The sequence below is a fragment of the Kitasatospora cathayae genome (assembly GCF_027627435.1).
In the GTDB taxonomy this organism is placed as follows: domain Bacteria; phylum Actinomycetota; class Actinomycetes; order Streptomycetales; family Streptomycetaceae; genus Kitasatospora; species Kitasatospora cathayae.
Genome location: NZ_CP115450.1, coordinates 550,567 through 574,593, shown reverse-complemented (window position 1 = coordinate 574,593; position 24,027 = coordinate 550,567). Strand labels below are relative to the sequence as shown.

Genomic DNA, 24,027 nt, shown 5'->3' with positions numbered 1-24,027 from the left:
AGGTACCCCCATGTCCCGTCGCGACGGTGACGTCCTTCCCCTGACCGCGGCCCAGCGCGAGATCTGGCTCGCCGAGCAGCGCTCCCGGACGCCGATCCCGGGCTACCGCGTCGGCGAGTGCCTGGAGATCCACGGGCCGGTGGACCGGGAGATCTTCGAGACCGCGCTGCGCCGCGTCGTCGACGAGGTCGACGCCCTGCACGTGACCTTCGTCGACGACGGGGAAGGCCCGCGCCAGGTGCTCCGGGAGAGCTGGGACTGGGCCCCGGCCCACCTCGACCTCAGCGGGGAGCCCGACCCCCGGGCGGCGGCCGTGGCCTGGATGGAGCGGGACCTGCTGCGCCCGCTGGACCTCGCCCGTCACCCGCTGTTCGGCCACGCGCTGATCAAGGCGTCACCGACGGAGTACCTCTGGTACCTGAACTACCACCACGTGGTACTGGACGCGATCAGCAGCTCCATGCTCCGGCAGCGGGTCGGCGAGGTGTACTCGGCACTGGTCGGGGGCGGCGCCGTGCCGCCGTGCCCGTTCGGCTCGCTGCGGGACCTGGTCGACAGCGACGCCGCCTACCGCGCCTCCACCGACTTCGCCGCCGACCGCGCCCACTGGACCGAGCGCTTCGCCGACCTGCCGGCCCCGACCCGGCTCGCCGACGGCCCCGCGACCGACCCGCACCTCGCCCTCCGGCTGGCCGAGGAGCGGCCACTGCGCCGCCCGGACGCCCTGCGGGCGGCGGCGGGCCGGGTCGGCGTCCGGTGGTCCCGGCTGGTGGTCGCGGCGACGGCGCTCTACGCCCACCGGCTGACCGGCAGCCAGGAGGTGGTGCTCGCCCTGCCCGTCACCGCCCGCCGCGGCGCCGACCGGGACCTGACGGCCGTGCCGGGCACCATGTCCAACGTGGTGCCGCTGCGGCTGACGGTGCGGCCGGACCTGCCCTGGCGCGAACTCGTCGCCCAGGCGGCGCGGGAGGTCGAGACGGCCGTCGCGCACGAGCGCTACCGCAGCGAGGACCTGCTGCGCGACCTCGGCGCCCCCGGCGGCATCGGGACGGCGTTCCCCCTGATCGTCAACATCATGGCCTTCAACTCCAGGCCGAGCTTCGCCGGGCACCCCGCCTCCGTGCACCACTTCGTGTCCGGCTCGACCACCGACCTCGCGGTCTGGGTCTTCGACTACCGGGACGGCAACCCGCCGCTGCTCCGGCTGCACGGCTCACCGCAGGCGTACGGCGAGGACGACCTCGCCGCCCACCAGCGGCGGCTGCTCGCCCTGCTGGACACCCTCGCGGACTGCGACCCGGACGAGCCGGTCGGCCGGATCGAACTGCTCACCGCCGAGGAGCGCCGTGAGCTGGCGGAGCTCGGCGCCGGGCCGGTGGCGCCGGCCCCGGCCGCGAGCCTGCCGGAGCTGTTCCGGGAACACGTCCGGGCGACCCCGGAGCTGACCGCGCTGGTGTGCGGCGAGGTCTCGCTGACGTACGCGGAGCTGGACGCGCGGGCCAACCGGCTGGCGCACGCCCTGATCGCCCGGGGAGCGGGCCCGGAGCGGCTGGTGGCGGTGGCCCTGCCGCGCTCGGCGGAGCTGGTGGTGGCGATCCTCGCCGTGCTGAAGACCGGCGCGGCGTACGTCCCGGTCGACCCCGAGTACCCGGCCGCCCGGATCGCGTACCTGCTCGACGACGCCCGGCCGGCCCTGCTGGTCACGGACTCCCACGGCGAGGGGCGGCTGCCCGAGGCCGGGCCGGTCGACCGGCTGGTGCTGGACGACCCGCGGACCGCCGCCCTGGTGGCCGACCACCCGGCGGACGACCCGATGGTGGCCGTCGACCCGCGCCACCCCGCGTACGTCATCCACACCTCCGGCTCCACCGGCCGGCCCAAGGGCGTCGCGCCGACCCACGGCGGCCTGCTCAACCTGCTCACCGACCTCCGGCGGCTGCGCTTCCCGTCGGCGGTCGAGGAGCGGCAGCGACTGCGGGTGGCCCTGACCACCTCGGTGTCCTTCGACGCCTCCTGGAACCAGCTGCTCGCCCTGTTCGCGGGCCACGAACTGCACGTCCTGGACCACGCGACCTGGACCGACCCGGAGGCCTTCGTCGGCTACGCCCGGCGCTGCGGACTGGACTACGTCGAGGCCACCCCCTCCTACCTGCACGACCTGGTGGCCCACGGACTGCTGGGGGACCAGGAGTGGCGCCCGGCGCTGGTCGCGGCGGGCGGCGAGGCCGTTCCGGAACAGCTGTGGGAGCGGCTGCGGGCAGCGGACGGGGTGACCTGCCTCAACCTCTACGGGCCGTCCGAGTGCACCGTCAACCCGGTGATCGCGTCCGTGGGCTCGAGCCCCCACCCGGTGATCGGCCGGCCCGCCACCAACGCCCGGCTGTACGTGCTCGACGGCGCCCTGCGGCCGCTGCCGGCCGGTGCGGCCGGCGAGCTGTACATCGCGGGCGCGGGGCTGGCCCGCGGCTACCCGAACCGGCCGGGGCTGAGCGCCGGGCGGTTCGTCGCGGACCCGTTCGGGCCGAGCGGTTCGCGGATGTACCGCACCGGCGACCTGGTGCGCTGGGACGCGTCCGGCAACCTGGAGTTCCTCGGCCGCACGGACGACCAGGTCAAGATCCGCGGCTTCCGCGTCGAACTCGGCGAGATCGAGGCCGTCCTCACCGAGCACCCGCAGGTCGCCCGGGCCGCCGTGCTGGTGCGCACCGAGCCGGAGCCCCGGCTGGTCGCCTACGCGGTGCCCGCGCCCGGCGCCACCGTGACCGGGACCGCCCTGCGCGACCACCTGCGGGACCACCTGCCCCGGCACATGGTGCCGGCCGCGTACGTGCTGCTGGACGCGCTGCCGCTGACCCCGAACGGCAAGCTCGACCGGCAGGCCCTCCCGGCGCCCGAGCGGCAGCCCGCCGCTCCGGGCCGCGCCCCGCGCACCGCGACCGAGCACCTGCTCGCCGGGCTGTTCGCCGAGGTGCTCGGGGTGGCCGAACCCGGGCTGGACGACAGCTTCTTCGACCTCGGCGGGCACTCCCTGCTGGCGACCCGGCTGGTCGCCCGGGCCCGCTCGATCCTCGGCGTGGAGCTGCGGCTCGGCGACCTGTTCGACGCGCCGACGGTGGCCGGACTGGCGGCGGCCGTGGACGTCGCGGGCCGGGCCCGCCCGGCGCTGGAGCGGCGCGAGCGGCCGCAGACCGTCCCGCTGTCGTTCGCCCAGCGACGGCTGTGGTTCCTGCACCGGATGGACGGCCCGAGTGCCACCTACAACATCCCGCTGACCCTGCGGCTGTCCGGGCACCTGGACCAGCGGGCCCTGGCGGACGCCCTGGCGGACCTGGTCGAGCGGCACGAGAGCCTGCGCACCGTCTTCCCCACGGTCGACGGCGTGCCCTGCCAGCGGGTGCTGGACCCCGACGAGGCCCGGCCGCGACTGCGGGTGACCGAACTCGACGAGCCCGAGCTGCCGGAGCGGCTGGCGCAGGCGGCCCGGTACGGCTTCGACCTGGCCGAGGAACCGCCGCTGCACGCCGAACTGTTCCGGCTGGCGGCCGAGGAGCACGTGCTGCTGCTGGTGGTGCACCACATCGCCGGCGACGGCTGGTCGACGGGGCCGCTCTCGCGGGACCTGACGACCGCCTACGCGGCCCGCGCCGAGGGCGCGAAGCCCGAGTGGTCGCCGCTGCCCGTCCAGTACGCCGACTACGCCCTCTGGCAGCGCGAGCTGCTCGGCGACGGCTCCGACCCGGACAGCCTGCTGAGCAGCCAACTCGCCTATTGGCGACAGAAGTTGACGGGTCTGCCGGAGCAGATCGAGCTGCCCTTCGACCGGCCCCGGCCGGCCGCGACGTCCTACCGGGGCGCCCACCTGCCGGTGCGGATCGACGCCGAGCTGCACCAGGGCCTGCGCGCCCTGGCCCGCGACGGCGGCGCCAGCCTGTTCATGGTGCTCCAGGCCGCACTGGCCGCCCTGCTGGGCAAGCTCGGCGCCGGCACCGACGTCCCGATCGGCACCCCGATCGCCGGACGCACCGACGAGGCCGTGGACGAGCTGGTCGGCTTCTTCGTCAACACCCTGGTGCTGCGCACCGATCTCGCCGGCGACCCGTCGTTCACCGAACTGCTCGCCCGGGTGCGCGCCGACGCGCTCGCCGCGTACGCGCACCAGGACGTGCCGTTCGAGCACCTGGTGGAGGTGCTCAACCCGACCCGGACGCTGGCCCACCACCCGCTGTTCCAGACCATGCTCGCCCTGCAGAACGCGCCGCTCGGCACCTTCGACCTGCCGGGGCTGCGGGTGGTGGCCGACCTGGTCCACACCGGGACGGCCAAGTGCGACCTGACCTTCATCCTGGCCGAACAGCCCGGCGGGGACGGCCTGTCGGGCGTGGTGGAGTACAGCACCGACCTGTTCGACGCGGCCACCGTGACCGGCATCGTCGAGCGGTGGCTGCGGCTGCTGCGCGCCGTCGTCGCCGACCCCGGCCGGCGGATCGGCCGGGTCGACGTGCTGTCCGCCGAGGAGCTCCGCGCGCTGCTCCCGGCGTGGACCGACCGGGCCGAGGACCGGGAGGAGAGCGGCCTGACCGGGCTGTTCGAGCGGCAGGTGCGGGAGACTCCGACGGCTGTCGCCCTCACGGACCGCGAAGTCACCTTGACCTACGGCGAGTTGAACGCGCGCGCCAATCGGCTGGCGCACGCCCTGATCGCCCGGGGGGTGGGCTCGGAGCAGCTGGTGGCGCTGGCGCTGCCGCGCTCGGCGGAGCAGGTCGTGGCGGTGCTCGCCGTGCTCAAGGCGGGCGGCGCCTACCTCCCGGTGGACCCGCGGTACCCGGCGGCCCGGATCGCCTACCTGCTCCGGGACGGCCGACCCGCGTTGCTGGTGACCACCAGCGGGACCGGCGAGCTGCCGGGCGCGGAGGGCGTGGACCGGCTGCTGCTGGACACCGCCGACCTGGACGGGCTGCCGGACACGGACCCGGCGGTCACCGTCGATCCCGGCCACGCCGCCTACGTCATCCACACCTCCGGCTCCACCGGCGACCCCAAGGGCGTCGTGGTCCCGCACCGCAACGTGGTGCGGCTGTTCCGGACCACCGAGGAGCTGTTCGGCTTCACCGCCGAGGACGTCTGGACGCTCTTCCACTCCTACGCCTTCGACTTCTCCGTGTGGGAGCTGTGGGGCCCGCTGCTGCACGGCGGCCGCCTGGTGGTCGTCGACCACGAGACCAGCCGCTCGCCCGGCCGCTTCCTGGAACTCCTCGCCCGCGAACGGGTGACCGTCCTCAACCAGACGCCCTCCGCCTTCTACCAGCTGATCCAGGCGGACGCCGAGGCGCCGTCGACCGGCCGTGAACTCGCCCTGCGCACCGTGGTGTTCGGCGGTGAGGCGCTGGAGCACGCCCGGCTGGCCGACTGGTACCAGCGGCACCCGGAGGACGCGCCGCGACTGGTCAACATGTACGGCATCACCGAGACCACGGTGCACGTCACCCACGCGGCGCTCGGTGCGTCCGGCACCGCCGCCGGGCAGATCGGCACCGCCCTCCCGGACCTGCGGACGTACGTCCTCGACGACGGCCTGCGCCCGGTCGCCCCCGGCGTCGCGGGCGAGCTGTACGTCGCGGGCCCCGGACTGGCGCGCGGCTACCTGAACCGGCCGGGCCTGACGGCGGGCCGCTTCGTCGCGGACCCGTTCGGACCGCCGGGATCGCGGATGTACCGCAGCGGCGACGTGGTGCGCCGGGCCGCCGACGGCAGCCTGCGCTACGTCGGCCGGGCCGACCAGCAGGTGAAGGTCCGCGGCTTCCGGATCGAGCTCGGCGAGATCGAGGCGGCACTGGCCGCTCACCCGGCCGTCGCCCAGACGGCCGTCCTGGCCCGCCAGGACCGGGCCGACGACACCCGGCTGGTCGCCTACCTGGTGCCCGCCGCGGGCGCCGCGCCGCGCCCGGCCGAACTGCGCGGCCACCTGGCCGAGCGGCTGCCGGAGTACATGGTGCCCTCGGCCTTCGTGGTGCTGGACGCGCTGCCGCTGACCACCAACGGCAAGCTGGACCGCCGGGCCCTGCCCGAGCCGGAGCTCACCCCGGCCGCCACCGGCCGCGCGCCGCGCACCCCGCAGGAGCAGGTCCTCTGCGAACTGTTCGCCGAGGTCCTGGGCGTGGCCTCGGCCGGCGTCGAGGACGGCTTCTTCGACCTCGGCGGCCACTCGCTGCTGGCCACCCGTCTGGCCGCCCGGATCCGCGCGACCCTCGGCGTGGAGATGCCGCTGCGCACCCTGTTCGAGGCGCCGACCCCGGCCGGCCTGGCCGCCGCCCTGGTGGCGGCCGGGCCGGCGCAGGCCGCCCTGGCCCGGCGCGAGCGCCCCGCGCGGATCCCGCTGTCGTTCGCGCAGCGGCGGCTGTGGTTCCTGCACCAGCTGGAGGGCGCCAGCGGGAACTACCACATCGCCCTGGCCTGGCGGCTGTCCGGGGAACTGGACCGGCGGGCCCTGGAGGCCGCCGTGGCGGACGTGGTGGCCCGGCACGAGAGCCTGCGCACCGTCTTCCCGGCGGTGGACGGCACTCCGTACCAGCGGGTGCTGGACGTCGTGGCGGCCCGCCCGCAACTGCTCGTCCGCCGGACCACCGAGGCCGAGCTGCCGGCCGCCCTGGCGGAGGCGAAGGCGCGTCGGTTCGACCTGGCGGTCGACGTGCCGCTGCGGATCGAGCTGTTCGAGCTGGCACCGGACGAGCACGTGTTCCAGCTGGTGCTCCACCACATCGCGGGTGACGGCTGGTCGCTGGGTCCGCTCGCGCAGGGCCTGACCGCCGCCTACGCGGCGCGCTGCCGCGGCGAGGAGCCGCGGTGGGAGGAGCTGCCGGTCCAGTACGCCGACTACACCCTCTGGCAGCACGAACTGCTCGGCGACTCCACCGACCCGGACAGCCTGTTCGCCGGCCAGGCGGCCTACTGGGCCCGGCAGCTGGCCGGTCTGCCGGAGCGGATCCAGCTGCCCACCGACCGGCCCCGCCCGGCGGTCGCCTCGCACCGGGGCGGTTCCGTGCGCGCCCGGCTGGACGCCGAGCTGCACCACGGACTGCGCGAGCTCGCCCGCGCGCACGGGACCAGCCTGTTCATGGTGCTCCAGGCGGGGCTGGCGGCGCTGCTGAGCAAGCTCGGCGCGGGCGACGACATCCCGGTCGGCAGCCCGGTCGCGGGCCGGACCGACCAGGCGCAGGACGAGCTGGTCGGCTACTTCGTCAACACCCTGGTGTTCCGCACCGACACCTCGGGCGATCCGACCTTCGCCGAGCTGCTGGGCCGGGTGCGGGACACCGCGCTGGCCGGGTACGCCAACCAGGACCTTCCGTTCGAGTACCTGGTCGAGCTCCTGAACCCGTCCCGGTCGCTGGCGCACCACCCGCTGTTCCAGATCATGCTGGTGCTGCAGAACGCGCCCCGGGCCGACTTCGCGCCGCCCGGGCTGCACGTGGACGAGGTGCCGTCGGCGTCGACCACCGCCAAGCTCGACCTGATCTTCACCCTGTCCGAGCGGCTCGCCGAGGACGGCTCCCCGGAAGGGCTCGACGGGTCCGTCGAGTACACCAGCGACCTGTACGACCCGGCCACCGTCGAGACGATGCTCGGGCGGTGGGAGCGGCTGCTCCGCGCCGCGGTCGCCGACCCGCGACGGCGGCTCAGCCGGTTCGGCCTGCTCACCGCCGAGGAGCGCGGCGAGCTGACGGCGCTCGGCACCGGCCCGGCGGCCCAGGCCTTCACCGCCGGCCTGCCGGAGCTGTTCCGGGCCCAGGTGCGGGCGACCCCGGACGCCGTCGCGGTGGTGGGGCCGGAAGCCACGCTGACGTACGCGGAGCTGGACGCGCGGACGAACCGGCTGGCGCACGCCCTGATCGCGCGGGGTGCCGGGCCGGAGCGGCTGGTGGCGGTGGCGCTGCCGCGCTCGGCGGAGCTGGTGGTGGCGATCCTCGCGGTGCTGAAGTCCGGTGCCGCCTACCTCCCGGTCGATCCGGAGTACCCGGCCGCGCGGATCGGGTACATGCTGGACGACGCCCGGCCCGTCCTGGTGCTGACCGACGCCCGTACCCGGGGCCGGCTGCCGGAGACCGGTTCCGCCGGGTGGCTGGTGCTCGACGAGCCGCAGACGGCCGCCCTGGTGGCGGGTTGCCCGGCGACGGACCCCGCGGTGGCCGTCGATCCGGACCACCCGGCGTACGTCATCTACACCTCCGGTTCCACCGGCAAGCCCAAGGGCGTGGTGGCGACGCACGGCGGCCTGTCCAACCTGTTCGCCGAGCAGCGAGCGCTGATGTTCCCCCAGGGGACGAAGCAGCGGCTGCGGGTGGGGATGACCACGTCCGTGTCGTTCGACGCCTCCTGCGACCAGATGTCGTGCCTGTACGCGGGCCACGAGCTGCACGTCCTGGACGAGGCGACCTGGACCGACCCGAACGCCTACCTCGACCACGCCGCGCGGGTCGGGCTGGACATCCTCGGTGCCACCCCGTCGTACGTTCAAGTCCTCGTCGCGCATGGTCTGCTGGACCATCCGCAGTGGCGTCCGCTGTTGCTCGCGCTGGGCGGGGAGAGCGTTCCCGAGCAGCTGTGGGAGCGGTTGCGGGCGGCCGACGGTGTGACCTCCCTGAACTACTACGGGCCGACCGAGTGCACGGTGGAGTCGGTCTTCGCACCGCTGGAGTCGAGTGAGCGCCCGGTGATCGGCCGGCCGCTCGGCGGTGTCCGCCTGCACGTGCTCGACGCCGCCCTGCGGCCGGTGCCGGCCGGTGTGCCCGGTGAGCTGTACATCGCCGGCGCGGGCCTGGCACGCGGCTACCTGAACCGGCCGGGGCTGACGGCCGGGCGGTTCGTGGCGGACCCGTTCGGGCCGAGGGGCTCGCGGATGTACCGCACCGGTGACCTGGTGCGGTGGAACCCGGCCGGGAACCTGGAGTTCCTCGGCCGCACCGACGACCAGGTCAAGCTCCGGGGATTCCGGATCGAACTCGGTGAGATCGAGGCGGCACTGGCGGAACACCCGCAGGTCGCGCGGGCCGCCGTGATCGTCCGGCAGGACCGGGCGGAGGACCCGCGCCTGGTCGCCTACCTGGTGGCCGCCACCGGGGCGGAGCCCCGGCCGGAGGAGCTGCGGGCGCACCTGCGCGAGCGGCTGCCGGACTACATGGTGCCGACCGCGTACGTCGCCCTCGACGCCCTGCCGCTGAACACCAGCGGCAAGCTCGACCGGCGCGCCCTGCCCGAGCCCGGCTCCAGCACGACGCCGGTCGGCCGGGCAGCGCACACCCCGCAGGAGCAGATCCTGTGCGGGCTGTTCGCCGAGGTCCTCGGCCTGCCGCAGGTCGGCGTCGACGACGACTTCTTCGACCTGGGCGGGCACTCCCTGCTCGCCACCCGGCTGGTGGCCCGGGTCCGGACCACCCTGGGCGTGGAGCTGGCGCTGCACACCCTGTTCCGCAACCCGACCGTGGCCGGGCTGGCCGCCGGGCTGGGCGGGGCGGACCGGGCGCGGCCTGCCCTGGAGCGGGCGGAGCGGCCCGAGCTGGTGCCGCTGTCCTCCGCCCAGCGCAGGCTGTGGTTCCTGCGCCAGCTGGAGGGCGCCGCCTCGGTCTACAACATGCCGCTCGCCTGGCGGCTCTCGGGACCGCTGGACCTGGCGGCCCTGGAAGCGGCGCTCGGCGACCTCGCCGACCGGCACGAAACCCTGCGCACGGTCTTCCCGGCCGCGGACGGCACGCCGTACCAGCGGGTGCTGGCCGTCGGAGCGGCGCGTCCGGGGCTGACGGTCACCCCGGCGGACGAGACGGCCCTCCCGGAGCTGCTGGCCGGGGCCGCCGCGCGCGGCTTCGACCTCGCGGTCGAACCGCCGCTGCGCGCCGAGGTGTTCGAGCTCTCGGCGGACGAGCACGTGCTGCTCCTGGTGATGCACCACATCGCCGGTGACGGCTGGTCGCTGGGCCCGCTGGCCGCCGACCTGGCCACCGCCTACGCGGCGCGCCGCCGGGGCGAGGAACCGCGGTGGGCGCCGCTGCCGGTGCAGTACGCCGACTACACCCTGTGGCACGACCGGCTGCTCGGCGACCGCGACGACCCCGCGAGCCCGTTCGCCCGGCAGACGGCCTACTGGACGGAGCGGCTGGCCGGCCTGCCCGAGCAGATCCGGCTGCCCGCCGACCGGCCCCGCCCGGCGACCACCTCGTACCGGGGCGGGCACCTGGCGATCGAGCTGGACGCGGAACTGCACGGCGCCCTGGTGCGGCTGGGCCGGGAGCACGGGGCCAGCGTCTACATGGTGCTCCAGGCCGGGCTGGCCGCACTGCTGGACAAGCTCGGCGCGGGCACGGACATCCCGGTCGGCAGCCTGATCGCCGGCCGTACCGACCAGGCGCTGGACGACCTGGTCGGCTTCTTCGTCAACACCCTGGTGCTCCGGACGGACACCAGCGGCGACCCGAGCTTCGCCGAGCTGCTGCTCCGGGTCCGGGAGGGGGCGCTCGGCGCGTACGCCCACCAGGACCTGCCGTTCGAGCAGGTCGTCGAGGCCCTCAACCCCTCCCGGTCGCTCTCCCGGCAACCGCTGTTCCAGGTGCTGCTGGCGCTGCAGAACGTGCCGCGCACCGAGTTCGCGCTGGACGGTCTCCGCTCCGAGATCCTCCTGTTCCGCACGCCCACCGCGATGTTCGACCTCGGCTTCCACCTGCTGGAGCGCGGCGGCACCGGCGGGCCGGCCGAGGGCATCATCGGGCGGGTCGAATACAGCACCGACCTGTTCGACCAGGCCACGGTGGAGGCACTGGTCGCCCGGTGGCTGGGGCTGCTGGCCGCGGTGGTCGCTGAGCCGGACCGGCCGCTGAGCCGGATCGACGTGCTGACCGCCGAGGAGCGGCACGAGCTGCTGGTCGCCCGCAACGACACCGCGCGTCCGGTCTCGTCGGAGGGCCTGGCGGCCCTGTTCGAGGCGCAGGTCCGGGCGACCCCGGAGGCCCCGGCGGTGCTGTTCGAGGACACCGCCCTGACCTACCGCGAGCTGAACCGCCGGGCCAACCGCCTGGCGCACGCGCTGATCGCGCGCGGGGTCGGGCCGGAGCGGGTCGTCGCGCTGCGGCTGCCGCGCTCGGCCGAGCTGGTGGTCGCCGTCCTCGCGGTGCTGAAGACCGGCGCGGCGTATCTGCCGGTCGACCCGGACTACCCGGCGGCCCGCATCGCGTACATGCTGGAGGACGCCCGGCCGGCCGTGGTGCTGGACGACCCCGCGGCCGTCACGCCATCCGACGAGCAGCCGGACCACGATCCGGCCGTCGTCGTGGACGCGCGTCACCCGGCCTACGTCATCTACACCTCGGGCTCCACCGGCCGCCCCAAGGCCGTGGTGATGCCCGCCGCCGGACTGCTGAACCTGCTGGCCTGGCACCACCGGGCCGTCGGCGGCGAACCCGGCACGCGCACCGCGCAGTTCACCGCGATCAGCTTCGACGTCTCGGTGCAGGAGGTGCTCTCGGCGCTGCTGTACGGCAAGACCCTGGTGGTGCCGACCGAGGAGCAGCGCCGCAGCGCCGAGCTGTTCGCGCACTGGCTGGACCGGCACCAGGTGGCCGAGCTGTTCGCACCCAACCTGGTGGTCGAGGCGCTGGCCGAGGCCGCCGAGGAGGCCGGGCTGGAGCTGCCGGCCCTCCGGCTGGTCGCCCAGGCCGGTGAGGCGATGCGCCTGGGCACGGCGGTGCGCCGCTTGCAGGCCGGCCGACCTGGCCGGGTGCTGCACAACCACTACGGGCCCGCCGAGACCCATGTGATCACCGCCTACCCGTTGCCGGCCGACCCCGCCGACTGCCCGCTGCCGGTGCCGATCGGCCGCCCGATCGACAACTGCCGGGTGTACGTGCTGGATCCGGCGCTTCGGCCGGTCGCCCCCGGGGTGCTGGGGGAGCTGTACCTGGCCGGGGCGGGCCTCGCCCGGGGCTACCTGAACCGGCCCGGGCTCACCGCCGGGCGCTTCGTCGCCGACCCGTACGGCCCGGCGGGAGCGCGGATGTACCGCACCGGGGACCTGGTGCGCTGGCGGGCCGACGGCGAGCTGGAGTTCGCCGGCCGGGTCGACCACCAGGTGAAGGTCCGCGGGTTCCGGATCGAGCCGGGCGAGATCGAGGCCGAGCTGACCGCCCACCCGGGCGTCGCCCAGGTGGCCGTGCTCGCCCGCGAGGACCGGGGCGAGACCAGGATCGTCGCGTACGTGGTGCCCTCGGCGCAGCAGCCGGCCACCACGGCGGCACTGGCGGCCTACCTGCGCGAGCGGCTGCCGGACTACCTGGTGCCGTCCGCGTTCGTGCTGCTGGACGCGCTGCCGCTGACGCCCAACGGCAAGCTGGACCGCGCCGCCCTGCCCGCGCCCGAACCGACCGGCACGACCGGCGGCCGGGCGCCGCGCACCCCGCAGGAGCAGATCCTGTGCGAGCTGTTCGCCGAGGTGCTGGGCCTGCCACGGGTCGGGGTCGACGAGGACTTCTTCGACCTGGGCGGGCACTCGCTGCTCGCCACCCGGCTGGTGTCGCGGGTCCGGGCGACCCTCGGGGTCGAGCTGGAGCTGCGCGACCTGTTCCGCACCCCGACACCGGCCGGGCTGGCGGCCGGGCTGCACACCGCCGCCTCCGCGCGCCAGGCGCTGGTGCCCCAGCCCCGCCCCGAGCCGATGCCGCTGTCGTTCGCCCAGCGCCGGCTCTGGTTCCTCCAGCAGTTCGGGGCACCGAGCGCCACCTACCACATGCCGCTGGCCCTGCGGCTGTCCGGCGACCTCGACCGGCACGCGCTGGACGCCGCGCTCGCGGACGTGGTGGCCCGGCACGAGACCCTGCGCACCGTCTTCCCGCACACCGCCGGGATCCCGCGGCAGCGGGTACTGGACGCCGCCGAGGCGGCCGTCCCGCTGACCGTACGCGAGGCCGGTGAGGCCGAGCTGCCCGCCCTGCTGCGCGGGGCGGCGGTGCGGGGCTTCGACCTGACCGTCGAAGTGCCGCTGCGGGCCGAGCTGTTCGCGGTCGCGGCGGACGAGCACGTGCTGTTGCTGGTGCTGCACCACATCGCCGGCGACGGCTGGTCGATGGGCCCGCTGGCCCGCGACCTCGCCACCGCCTACCGCGCCCGGTGCGGCGGCGGGGCGCCCGACTGGGCGCCGCTGCCGGTGCAGTACGCCGACTACACCCTGTGGCAGCACCAGATCCTCGGCGACGAGCACGACACGGACAGCGTCTTCACCCGCCAGGTCGCCTACTGGACCGAGGCGTTGGCGGGGCTGCCGGAGCAGCTGCAGCTGCCCGCCGACCGGCCCCGCCCGGCCGCCGTGTCGTACGGTGGCGACCTGCTGGAGCTCCGGATCGACACCGAACTGCACGCCGCCCTGGCGGAGTTGGCGCGGCGCTCGGGGGCGAGTCTGTTCATGGTGCTGCAGGCGGCGTTGGCGGCGCTGTACACCCGGCTGGGTGCGGGGACGGACATCCCGATCGGCAGCCCGATCGCCGGCCGTACTGACGAGGCGTTGGACGAGCTGGTCGGGTTCTTCGTGAACACGCTGGTGCTGCGCACCGACACCAGTGGCGATCCGAGCTTCGCGGAGCTGTTGGGCCGGGTGCGGGAGACGGCGCTGTCGGCGTACGCGCACCAGGACGTGCCGTTCGAGCACCTGGTGGAGGTGCTGAACCCGTCCCGGTCGCTGTCCCACCACCCGCTGGTCCAGACCGGGCTGGTGGTGCAGAACGCGCCGGGTGGCGACTTCGACCTTCCCGGCCTGCGAGTCTCCGGGATCGCCCTGCCCACCGGGACGGCGCGGCTCGACCTGACCTTCGGCATCGCGGAGGAGCACGGGCCGGACGGCGCGCCGGCCGGGCTCAGCGGCGCGGTCGAGTACAGCACCGACCTGTTCGACCGCCCGACCGTCGAGGCCCTGGTCGCCCGGTGGACCAGGCTGCTGGCCGCGGTCGCCGCCGCCCCGGACCTGCCGATCGGCGGGATCGATCTGCTGTCGGCCGAGGAACGCTGCGAGCTGCTGCCCGCCGTCGAGGGCCCGGCGGCCGCGGTGAGCCTGCCGGAGCTGTTCGCGGCGCAGGTGGCGGCGGCGCCAAATTCGGTCGCGCTGGTCTGCGGTGACACGGAATTGACGTACCGTCAGCTGAACGCTCGGGCGAACCGGTTCGCGCACTCGCTGGTCGCCCGCCGGGTGGGTCCGGAGCAGCTGGTGGCGGTGGCGCTGCCGCGGTCGGTGGAGGCGGTGGTGGCGGTCCTGGGTGTGCTGAAGGCCGGGGCGGCGTACCTGCCGGTGGATCCGGCGTACCCGCGGGCGCGGATCGACTTCATGCTGGCGGACGCCCGTCCGGCGCTGCTGGTCGACGACCCGGCGATGGTGGCCGGGGTCTCGGACTGGCCGGAGACCGACCCGGAGGTCGCGCTCGACGTCCGGCACCCGGCCTACGTGATCTACACCTCGGGCTCCACCGGCCGCCCCAAGGGCGTCGTGGTGAGCCACAGCGGGGTGTCGGGCCTCGTGGCGGAGCAGGTCGAGCGGCTCGGCGTGGCGCGGGGCAGCCGGGTGCTCCAGTTCGCCTCGCCCAGCTTCGACGCGTCCTTCTGGGAGCTCTGCAGCGCCCTGCTCACCGGCGCCGCCCTCGTGCTGGCCCCCGCCGAGGCGCCGCTGGAGGCGCTGACGGACCGCCGGTTGGACGTCAGCCATGTCACTCTGCCGCCCTCGGCCCTGTCCGCGCTGGAGAGCGCCGACCTCACGGCCACCACCCTGGTGGTGGCGGGGGAGGCCTGCCCGCCGGAGCTGGTGGCCCGGTGGGCGCCGGGCCGACGGATGATCAACGCCTACGGTCCGACCGAGACCACGGTGTGCGCGACGATGAGCGCCCCGCTCACGGCCGGCTCCGGCGTGCCGCCGATCGGCCGGCCGGTCGCGGGCTTCCGGGCGTACGTCCTCGACGAGCGGCTGCGCCTCGTGCCGCCGGGCGTGGCGGGGGAGCTGTACGTCGCCGGCCCCGGTCTGGCGCGCGGCTACCTGAACCGGCCGGGCCTGACCGCCGGGCGGTTCGTGGCCTGCCCGTTCGGCCCGGCGGGAGCGCGGATGTACCGCACGGGCGACGTGGTGCGCCGCCGTACCGACGGCGAGCTGGAGTACGTCGCCCGCGCGGACGACCAGGTGAAGGTGCGCGGCTTCCGGGTCGAACTCGGTGAGGTCGAGGCCGCGTTGGCCGAGCACCCCGCCGTCGCCCGGGCCGCCGTGCTCGCCCGGGACGACCGGCTGATCGGCTACGCCGCGACCCGCCCCGACGCGGCCGTCCGCCCGGCGGAGCTGGCGGCGCACCTGCGCGAGCGGCTGCCGGACTACCTGGTGCCGTCCGCGTTCGTGCTGCTGGACGCGCTGCCGCTGACGCCCAACGGCAAGCTGGACCGCGCCGCCCTGCCCGCGCCCGAGGCAGTGGCCACGGCGACGAGCCGGGCGCCGCGCACCCCGCAGGAGCAGATCCTGTGCGGGCTGTTCGCCGAGGTGCTCGGCGTACCGCAGGTCGGGGTCGACGACGACTTCTTCGACCTGGGCGGGCACTCCCTGCTCGCCACCCGGCTGACCGCGCGGGTGCGCTCGGTGCTCGGCGTGGAGCTGGGACTGCGCGCGCTGTTCCAGGCGCCCACCGTGGCGGGCCTGGTCGAGGCACTGGCCGGGGCGGGCCGCGCCCGCCCGGCGCTGACCGCGCACGAGCGGCCGGAGGCGGTGCCGCTCTCCTTCGCCCAGCGCCGGCTCTGGTTCCTGCACCGAATGGACGGCAGCGCCGCCACCTACCACATCCCGCTGGCGCTCCAGCTGACCGGAACGCTCGACCGGGCGGCACTCGACGAGGCGCTGGCCGACGTGGTGGCCCGGCACGAGAGCCTGCGCACGGTCTTCCCCGAGGCCGACGGCGTCCCGTGCCAGCGCGTGCTGGACCCGGCCGAGGCCCGACCCCGGGCGCGGCTGACCGAGGTGTCCTCGAGTGAACTGCCCGAGCGGCTCGCCGAGTTCGCCCGGCAGCCGTTCGACCTGGCCGCGGAACCCCCGCTGCGGGCCGAGCTGTTCGCGCTCGCACCGGACGAGCACGTGCTGCTGCTGGTGATGCACCACATCGCCGGTGACGGCTGGTCCACCGGCCCGCTGGCCCGCGACCTGGCCGAGGCGTACGCCGCCCGCTGCGAGGGCCGGGCGGCGAGCCGGCCGGCCCTGCCGGTGCAGTACGCCGACTACACGCTGTGGCAGCGCGAGCTGCTCGGCGACGCCGCCGACCCGCAGAGCCGCTTCGCCGAGCAGCTCGACTACTGGCAGCGGCAGCTGTCCGACCTGCCGGAGCTGCTCCAGCTGCCCGTCGACCGCCCGCGCCCGGCCGTCGCCGGCTGGCACGGGGACCACCTCGGCCTGGAGCTGGGCCCCGAACTGCACGCCGCCCTGGCGGAGTTGGCGCGGCGCTCGGGGGCGAGTCTGTTCATGGTGCTGCAGGCGGCGTTGGCGGCGCTGTACACCCGGCTGGGTGCGGGGACGGACATCCCGATCGGCAGCCCGATCGCCGGCCGTACTGACGAGGCGTTGGACGAGCTGGTCGGGTTCTTCGTGAACACGCTGGTGCTGCGCACCGACACCAGTGGCGATCCGAGCTTCGCGGAGCTGTTGGGCCGGGTGCGGGAGACGGCGCTGTCGGCGTACGCGCACCAGGACGTGCCGTTCGAGCACCTGGTGGAGGTGCTGAACCCGTCCCGGTCGCTGTCCCACCACCCCTTGTTCCAGACCATCCTGGCCGTGCAGAACGCGCCGATGGGCCGGTTCTCGCTGCCCGGGCTGGAGGTGGCGACCTACGCGGTGGCCACCGGAACCGCCAAGTTCGACCTCGGCCTCAGCCTGGTCGAGCAGTTCGGTCCGGACGGGAGCCCGGCCGGGATCGTCGGCGCGGTCGAGTACGCCACCGACCTGTTCGACCGCCCGACCGTCGCCGCCCTGATCCGGCGCTGGACGCTCCTGCTGGAGGCCGTCACCGCCGACCCGGAGCGGCCGATCGGCGGGATCGACCTGCTCGACGCCGACGAGCGGCACCGGCTGCTGGAACGGGGCAACGCGACCGACCGCGAGGTGGGCGCCGTCCCGGTGCCACAGGCCTTCGCGGCGCAGGTGGCGGCGACGCCGGATGCGGTCGCGCTGGTCTGCGGTGACACCGAATTGACGTACAGTCAGCTGAACGCTCGGGCGAACCGGTTCGCGCACTCGCTGGTCGCCCGCCGGGTGGGTCCGGAGCAGCTGGTGGCGGTGGCGCTTCCGCGGTCGGTGGAGGCGGTGGTGGCGGTCCTGGGTGTGCTGAAGGCCGGGGCGGCGTACCTGCCGGTGGATCCGGCGTACCCGCGGGCGCGGATCGACTTCATGCTGGCGGACGCCCGTCCGGCGCTGCTGGTCGACGACCCGGCGATGGTGGCCGGGGTCTCGGACTGGCCGGAGACCGACCCGGAGGTCGCGCTCGACGTCCGGCACCCGGCCTACGTGATCTACACCTCGGGCTCCACCGGCCGCCCCAAGGGCGTCGTGGTCGCCCACGGTGGTGTGGCGAGCCTGGTCGCCGGGCAGATCGAGGGCTTCGCGATCGACCCCGACAGCCGGGTGCTCCAGTTCGCCTCGCCCAGCTTCGACGCCTCGGTGTCGGAGATCTACACCGCCCTGCTGCGCGGCGCCACCCTGGTGCTGCCCCCGGCGGCGGACCCGGTCGCCGCGCTGACCGACCCGGGCCTCGCGGTCACCCACGCGACCGTGCCCCCGTCCGTCATCGCGGCCCTGCCGGAGGACTCGGTGACGGTGTCGAACCTGATCGTGGCGGGGGAGGCCTGCCCGCCGGAGCTGGTCGCCCGCTGGGCGCCCGGCCGCCGGATGGTCAACGCGTACGGCCCGACCGAGACCACGGTCTGCGCGACCATGAGCGACCCGCTCGCGCCCGGCTCGGGCGTGCCGCCGATCGGCCGGCCGATCGTCAACGCCCGGGTGTACGTGCTGGACGAGCGGCTACGACCGGTGCCGCCCGGCGTGCCCGGCGAGCTCTACGTCGCGGGCGCGGGCCTGGCCCGCGGCTACCTGAACCGGCCGGGCCTGACCGCCGGGCGGTTCGTCGCCTGCCCGTTCGACGCCTCGGGTGCCCGGATGTACCGCACCGGTGACGTGGTCCGCTTCCGCGCCGACGGCCAGCTGGAGTACGTCGGCCGCGCCGACGACCAGCTGAAGGTGCGCGGGTTCCGGGTCGAGCCCGGCGAGGTCGAGGCCGCCCTGGCCGAGCACCCCGCCGTCGCGCAGGCCGCCGTCCTCGCCCAGGACGACCGGCTGATCGGCTACGTCGTCCCGCGCCAGGACACCGCCCGGGACGACGGACTCGAAGCCGACCACGTCGGCGAGTGGCAGGACATCTACGACGCCCTGCCGATCGCCCCCGAGGAAGCCGCGTTCGGCCAGAACTTCGTCGGCTGGAACAGCAGTTACGACGCCAGCCCGATCCCGGTCGAGCAGATGCGGGAGTGGCGGGACGCCACCGTGGCCCGGATCCTGGCGCTGCGCCCGCGCCGGGTGCTCGAGGTCGGCGTCGGCACCGGTCTGCTGCTCTCCCAGGTCGCACCGCACTGTGAGAGCTACTGGGCGACCGACTTCTCCGCCACCGCGATCGACGCGCTGGCCGCCCAGGTGGCCCGGCAGCCCGACCTGTCCGGGCGCGTCGCCCTGCAGACCCGCCCGGCGCACGACACCGACGGGCTGCCGGCCGGGGAGTTCGACACCATCGTGATCAACTCGGTGGTGCAGTACTTCCCGTCCGCGGACTACCTCGCGGACGTGGTCGAGAGGCTGATGCGGCTGCTCGCCCCCGGTGGCGCGCTGTTCATCGGCGACGTGCGGAACCTGCGGCTGCTGCGCCCGCTGGCCACGGCCGTCCAACTGCACCGGGCCACCGCCGGTACCGACCTCGCGGCGGTGCGCCGCGCGGTGGAGCAGGCCGTGCGGGTGGAGAAGGAACTCCTGGTCGACCCGGAGTTCTTCACCGTCCTGCGGGAGCGCGGCGCGGACATCGGCGCGGTGGCCGTCGAGGTCAAGCGGGCCCGCCACCACAACGAGCTGACCCGCTACCGCTACGACGTGACGCTGCACAAGGCCCCGGTCGTTCCGGCGGAACCGGACCGGACGGTCGAGCTGGAGTGGGGGCGACAGCTCGCGGGCTCGGCCGAGCTGCGCGAGCTGCTCGCCGAGCCGCCCGCCGGGGTGCTGCGGATCACCGGAGTGCCGAACCGCCGGGTGCTGCGCGAGGCCGCCCTGGCCCGGGCGGTGCAGGACGGCGACGGCGGCTCGCTCGCCGAGCTGCTGGAGCGGCCGCACGCCCCGGAGGAGACCGACCTTCCCGACCCGGAGGACTTCCACGCCCTCGGGCGGGAGTTCGACCGCTGGGTGGGCGTCACCTGGTCGGCCACCGCGTCCGACACCGTGGACGTCGTCCTCGCCGACCCGCGGGCCGTGGTGGCCTCCCCGGTCGAGGCGTACCGGTCGGCCGGGACCACCGGCAGGCCGCTGTCCTCGCTGACCAACCGCCCGACCGGCAGCCGGGGCACCGGCGCCCTCATCGGCGAACTCCGCGACTGGCTGCGCGGCCGGCTGCCCGACTACCTGGTCCCGTCCGCGTTCGTCGCGCTGGAGGCGCTGCCGCTGACGGCCAGCGGCAAGCTCGACCGCCGTGCCCTGCCGGCGCCCGACCTCGGCTCGGCCGCGATCGGGCGGGCGCCGCGCACCCCGCAGGAGCAGCTGCTCGCCGAGCTGTTCGCCGAGGTGCTCGGGCTGGCGCAGGTCGGGGTCGAGGACAGCTTCTTCGACCTGGGCGGGCACTCGCTGCTGGCGACCCGGCTGGCCTCCAGGGTCCGGGCGACCCTCGGCGCGGAGCTGGAGGTCCGCACCCTCTTCGAGACCCCGACCGTGGCCGGACTGGCGGCCCGCCTGGACGGCTCCGGAACGGCGCGGCCCGCGCTCACCGCCGGGCCGCGACCCGAACGCGTCCCACTGTCCTTCGCCCAGCGCCGCCTGTGGTTCCTGCACCGGATGGACGGGCCGAGCGCCACCTACAACATGCCGCTCGCACTCAGCCTGACCGGCGAACTCGACCGCCCGGCCCTGCACGCCGCGCTGGCGGACGTGATCGGCCGGCACGAGAGCCTGCGGACGGTCTTCCGCGAGACGGACGGCGTGCCGTACCAGGTCGTCCTGACCGCCGAGCAGGCGCACCCGGCGCTGCCGGTGGTCGAGCTCGACGAGAGCCGGCTGGCCGAACGGCTCGCGCAGACGGCCCGACTCGGCTTCGACCTGGCCGCGGAGCCGCCGGTCCGGGCGGAGCTGTACGCGCTCGCCCCCGATCGGCACGCGCTGCTGGTCGTGGTGCACCACATCGCCGCCGACGGCTGGTCGATGGGCCCGCTCGCCGGTGACCTCGCCACGGCCTACGCGGCCCGCCGCCGGGGCGAGGAGCCGCAGTGGTCCCCGCTTCCGGTGCAGTACGCCGACTACTCCCGGTGGCAGCGCGACCTGCTCGGCGACGCCGCTGACCCGGACAGCCTGTTCGCCCGGCAACTGGACTACTGGAAGGGCGAGTTGACGGGCGTGCCGCAGCGGCTCCAGCTGCCCGCCGACCGGCCGCGGCCGCCGGTGGCTTCCCAGCGGGGCGGCCGGGTGGTGGTCCGGCTGGACGCCGAACTGCACCAGGCTCTGCGGGACCTGGCGGCCGCGCGCGGCGCCAGCATGTTCATGGTGCTCCAGGCCGGCCTCGCCGCGCTGCTCACCCGGCTCGGCGCCGGTACCGACATCCCGATCGGCAGCCCGATCGCCGGCCGGACCGACCAGGCGCTGGACGAGCTCGTCGGCTTCTTCGTCAACACCCTGGTGCTGCGCACCGACACGAGCGGTGACCCCGGCTTCGCCGAACTGCTCGGCCGGGTACGGCAGAAGGCGCTCACCGCGTACGACCACCAGGACGTGCCGTTCGAGTACCTGGTCGAGGTGGTCAACCCGGCGCGGTCGCTGGCCCACCACCCGCTGTTCCAGATCATGCTGGCCCTGCAGAACGCGCCGCTGGGCGAGTTCGCCCTGCCGGGGCTGGAGACCGGCCACCTGGAGGCGCCGACCGGCACCGCCAGGGTCGACCTGACCTTCAGCCTGGCCGAGCGGTTCCGCCCCGACGGTCCCCCTGGGCCCAGCGGCCCGGGAGGTGCCCCCAGCCCCGACGGCCTGGTCGGCGCGGTGGAGTACGCCACCGACCTGTTCGACCCGGCCACCGTGGAGCTGCTGTTCGCCCGCTGGGCCCGGCTGCTGCGGGCGGCGGTCGCCGACCCGGACCGGCCGATCAGCCGGATCGACGTCATGTCCGACGCGGAACGCCACCGGCTGCTGTACGGGTTCAACGACACGGCGGCCGAGCTGCCCGAGGCCGCGGTGCCGGAGCTGTTCGCCCGTCAGGTGCTGGCCACCCCGGAGGCGGTGGCCGTCGTGGCGGCCGGCACCGAACTGACCTACCGGGAGCTGGACCGGCTCTCCAACCGGCTCGCCCGGGCCCTGGTCCGCCAGGGCGTGCGGCCGGAGACACCGGTCGCGGTGCTGCTGGAGCGCTCGGCGGAGCTGGTCGTGGCGATCCTGGCGATCATCAAGGCGGGCGGCGCCTACGTGCCGCTGGACTCGCGCTTCCCCTCCTCCCGGATCGAGCTGATCCTGCGGGAGAGCGGGGCCGCGCTGGTGCTCACCCAGGAGGTGCTGACCGCGCTGCTGCAGTCCGAGCCTGACCCGGCCGACCTCGAAGTCCCGTGCGACCCGGCTCAGTTGGCGTACATCATGTACACCTCCGGCTCGACCGGGCGGCCCAAGGGCGTGGCCGTCACCCACCGCGACGTGGTGGGCCACGCGCTCACCCCCGAATGGCGCGGCGGCGGACACGAGCGGGTGCTGATGCACTCCCCGACGGCCTTCGACCTCTCCACCTACGAGCTGTGGGTGCCGCTGCTGAACGGCGGCCGGATCGTGGTCGCACCGCCCGAGCGACTCGACCTCGACCTGCTCCAGCACACCATCACCACCCACGGGGTGACCGGGCTCTGGCTGACCGCCGGACTCTTCCGACTGGTCGCCGAGGAGCGCCCGGGGCTGCTCGGCGGCGTGCGCGAGGTGTGGACCGGCGGCGACATCGTCTCCCCGGCCGCCGCCGCCCGGGTGCTGGCGGCCTGCCCCGGCATCGAGGTGGTCAACGGCTACGGGCCCACCGAGGCCACCACCCTGGCCACCTGCCACCCGGTGCGCGCCCTCCCCGAGGACGCCGCGACCGTCCCGATCGGCGGACCGATGGCGAACATGCGCGCCTACGTGCTCGACGACCGGCTGCGACCGGTGCCGACCGGCCTGGTCGGCGAGCTGTACCTGGCGGGGACGGGCGTGGCCCGCGGCTACTTCGGCCGACCCGGCCTGACCGCGGAACGCTTCACCGCCGACCCGTACGGGCCGCCCGGGAGCCGGATGTACCGCACCGGCGACCTGGCCTGGTGGCGGCCCGACGGCACGCTGGAGTTCGCCGGACGCGCCGACCACCAGGTCAAGCTGCGCGGCCTGCGGATCGAGCCCGGAGAGATCGAGGCGGTCCTGGCGGGCTGCCCGGGCGTCGCCCAGGCGGCCGTGGTCGCCCGCGAGGACCGCCCGGGCGACAAGCGGCTGGTCGCCTACCTGGTGCCCGCCCCCGAGGGTGCGCCCGAGACGGCCGAGCTGTCCGGCCGGCTGCGCCGCGAACTGCCCGACTACATGGTGCCGGCGGCGTTCGTCACCGTGGACGCGCTGCCGCTGACCGCCAACGGCAAGCTCGACCGGGCCGCCCTGCCCGCCCCCGAGTACGGCGCGTCGGACGCCGGGCGCGGCCCCCGGACACCGCAGGAACAGCTGCTGTGCGGCCTGTTCGCCGAGGTCCTCGGCCGGGAGCAGGTGAGCATCGACGACGACTTCTTCGACCTGGGCGGGCATTCGCTGCTGGCCGCCCGGCTGGCCTCCCGGGTCCGCGAGACCCTCGGCCTGGAGCTGGGACTGCGGATGCTGTTCGAGGCACCGACCGTGGCCGGGCTCACCGAACGCCTGGCCATGGACGACCCCGACGACGCGCTGGACGTGGTGCTGCCGCTGCGTTCGACCGGGACCGGCACACCGCTGTTCTGCGTCCACCCCGGCGGCGGCATCAGCTGGTCGTACAGCGGGCTGCTGAACCACGTCGGCCGCGAGCACCCGGTGTACGCGATCCAGGCGCGCGGACTCGGCCGGCCCGAACCGCTGCCGACGTCCGTCGAGGAGATGGCGGCCGACTACGCCGACCACGTCCAGAAGATCCAGCCGGAGGGCCCGTACCTGCTGCTCGGCTGGTCCGCCGGCGGGTTGATCGCCCACGCGCTGGCCTGCGAGCTGCAGGCGCGCGGCGAGCGGACCGCGCTACTGGCGGTCCTCGACGCCTACCCGGTGAAGGACGTGCAGTTCGAGGTGGCTCCGGTGCCCACCGTGCGGGACGTGCTCGTCGGGGTGCTCGACGTCGACCCGGACGAACTGGGCGACCGGGAGATCACCTACGCCGAGGTCGCCGAGGTGCTGAACCGGCGGGGCAGCGCGCTGGCCGGCCTGAACGAGCGGCAGGTCGAGGTGATCGTCCAGATCATGATCAACAACGCCAAGCTGGCGGTCGACTTCGTCCCCGGCAGGTACGACGGGGACCTGCTGCTGTTCAACTCCACCATCGACCGGGCCGAGGACAACGCCGGACCCGAGACCTGGCGCCCCTACGTCGCCGGCCGGATCGAATCGCACCAGGTCACCACCCGGCACGACCGGATGACCCAGGCCGGCTCGCTGGCCCAGATCGGCCCGATCCTGGCCGCCAGGCTCGCCGAGGCCACCGGCGACACCCGTGACACCGGTGGCACCACCCTTTCCCACCAGGAGGACTGACC

General features: G+C 75.1%; 1 protein-coding gene. It reads left to right on the top strand.

Annotated features, from left to right (window positions below; translation table 11 throughout):
• Positions 1 to 10 precede the first annotated feature (10 nt).
• Positions 11 to 24,025: a non-ribosomal peptide synthase/polyketide synthase gene (locus O1G21_RS02690; protein WP_270140402.1), complete on the top strand. Its 24,015-nt coding sequence runs from the start codon at positions 11 to 13 to the stop codon at positions 24,023 to 24,025.
• Positions 24,026 to 24,027: the final 2 nt, after the last annotated feature.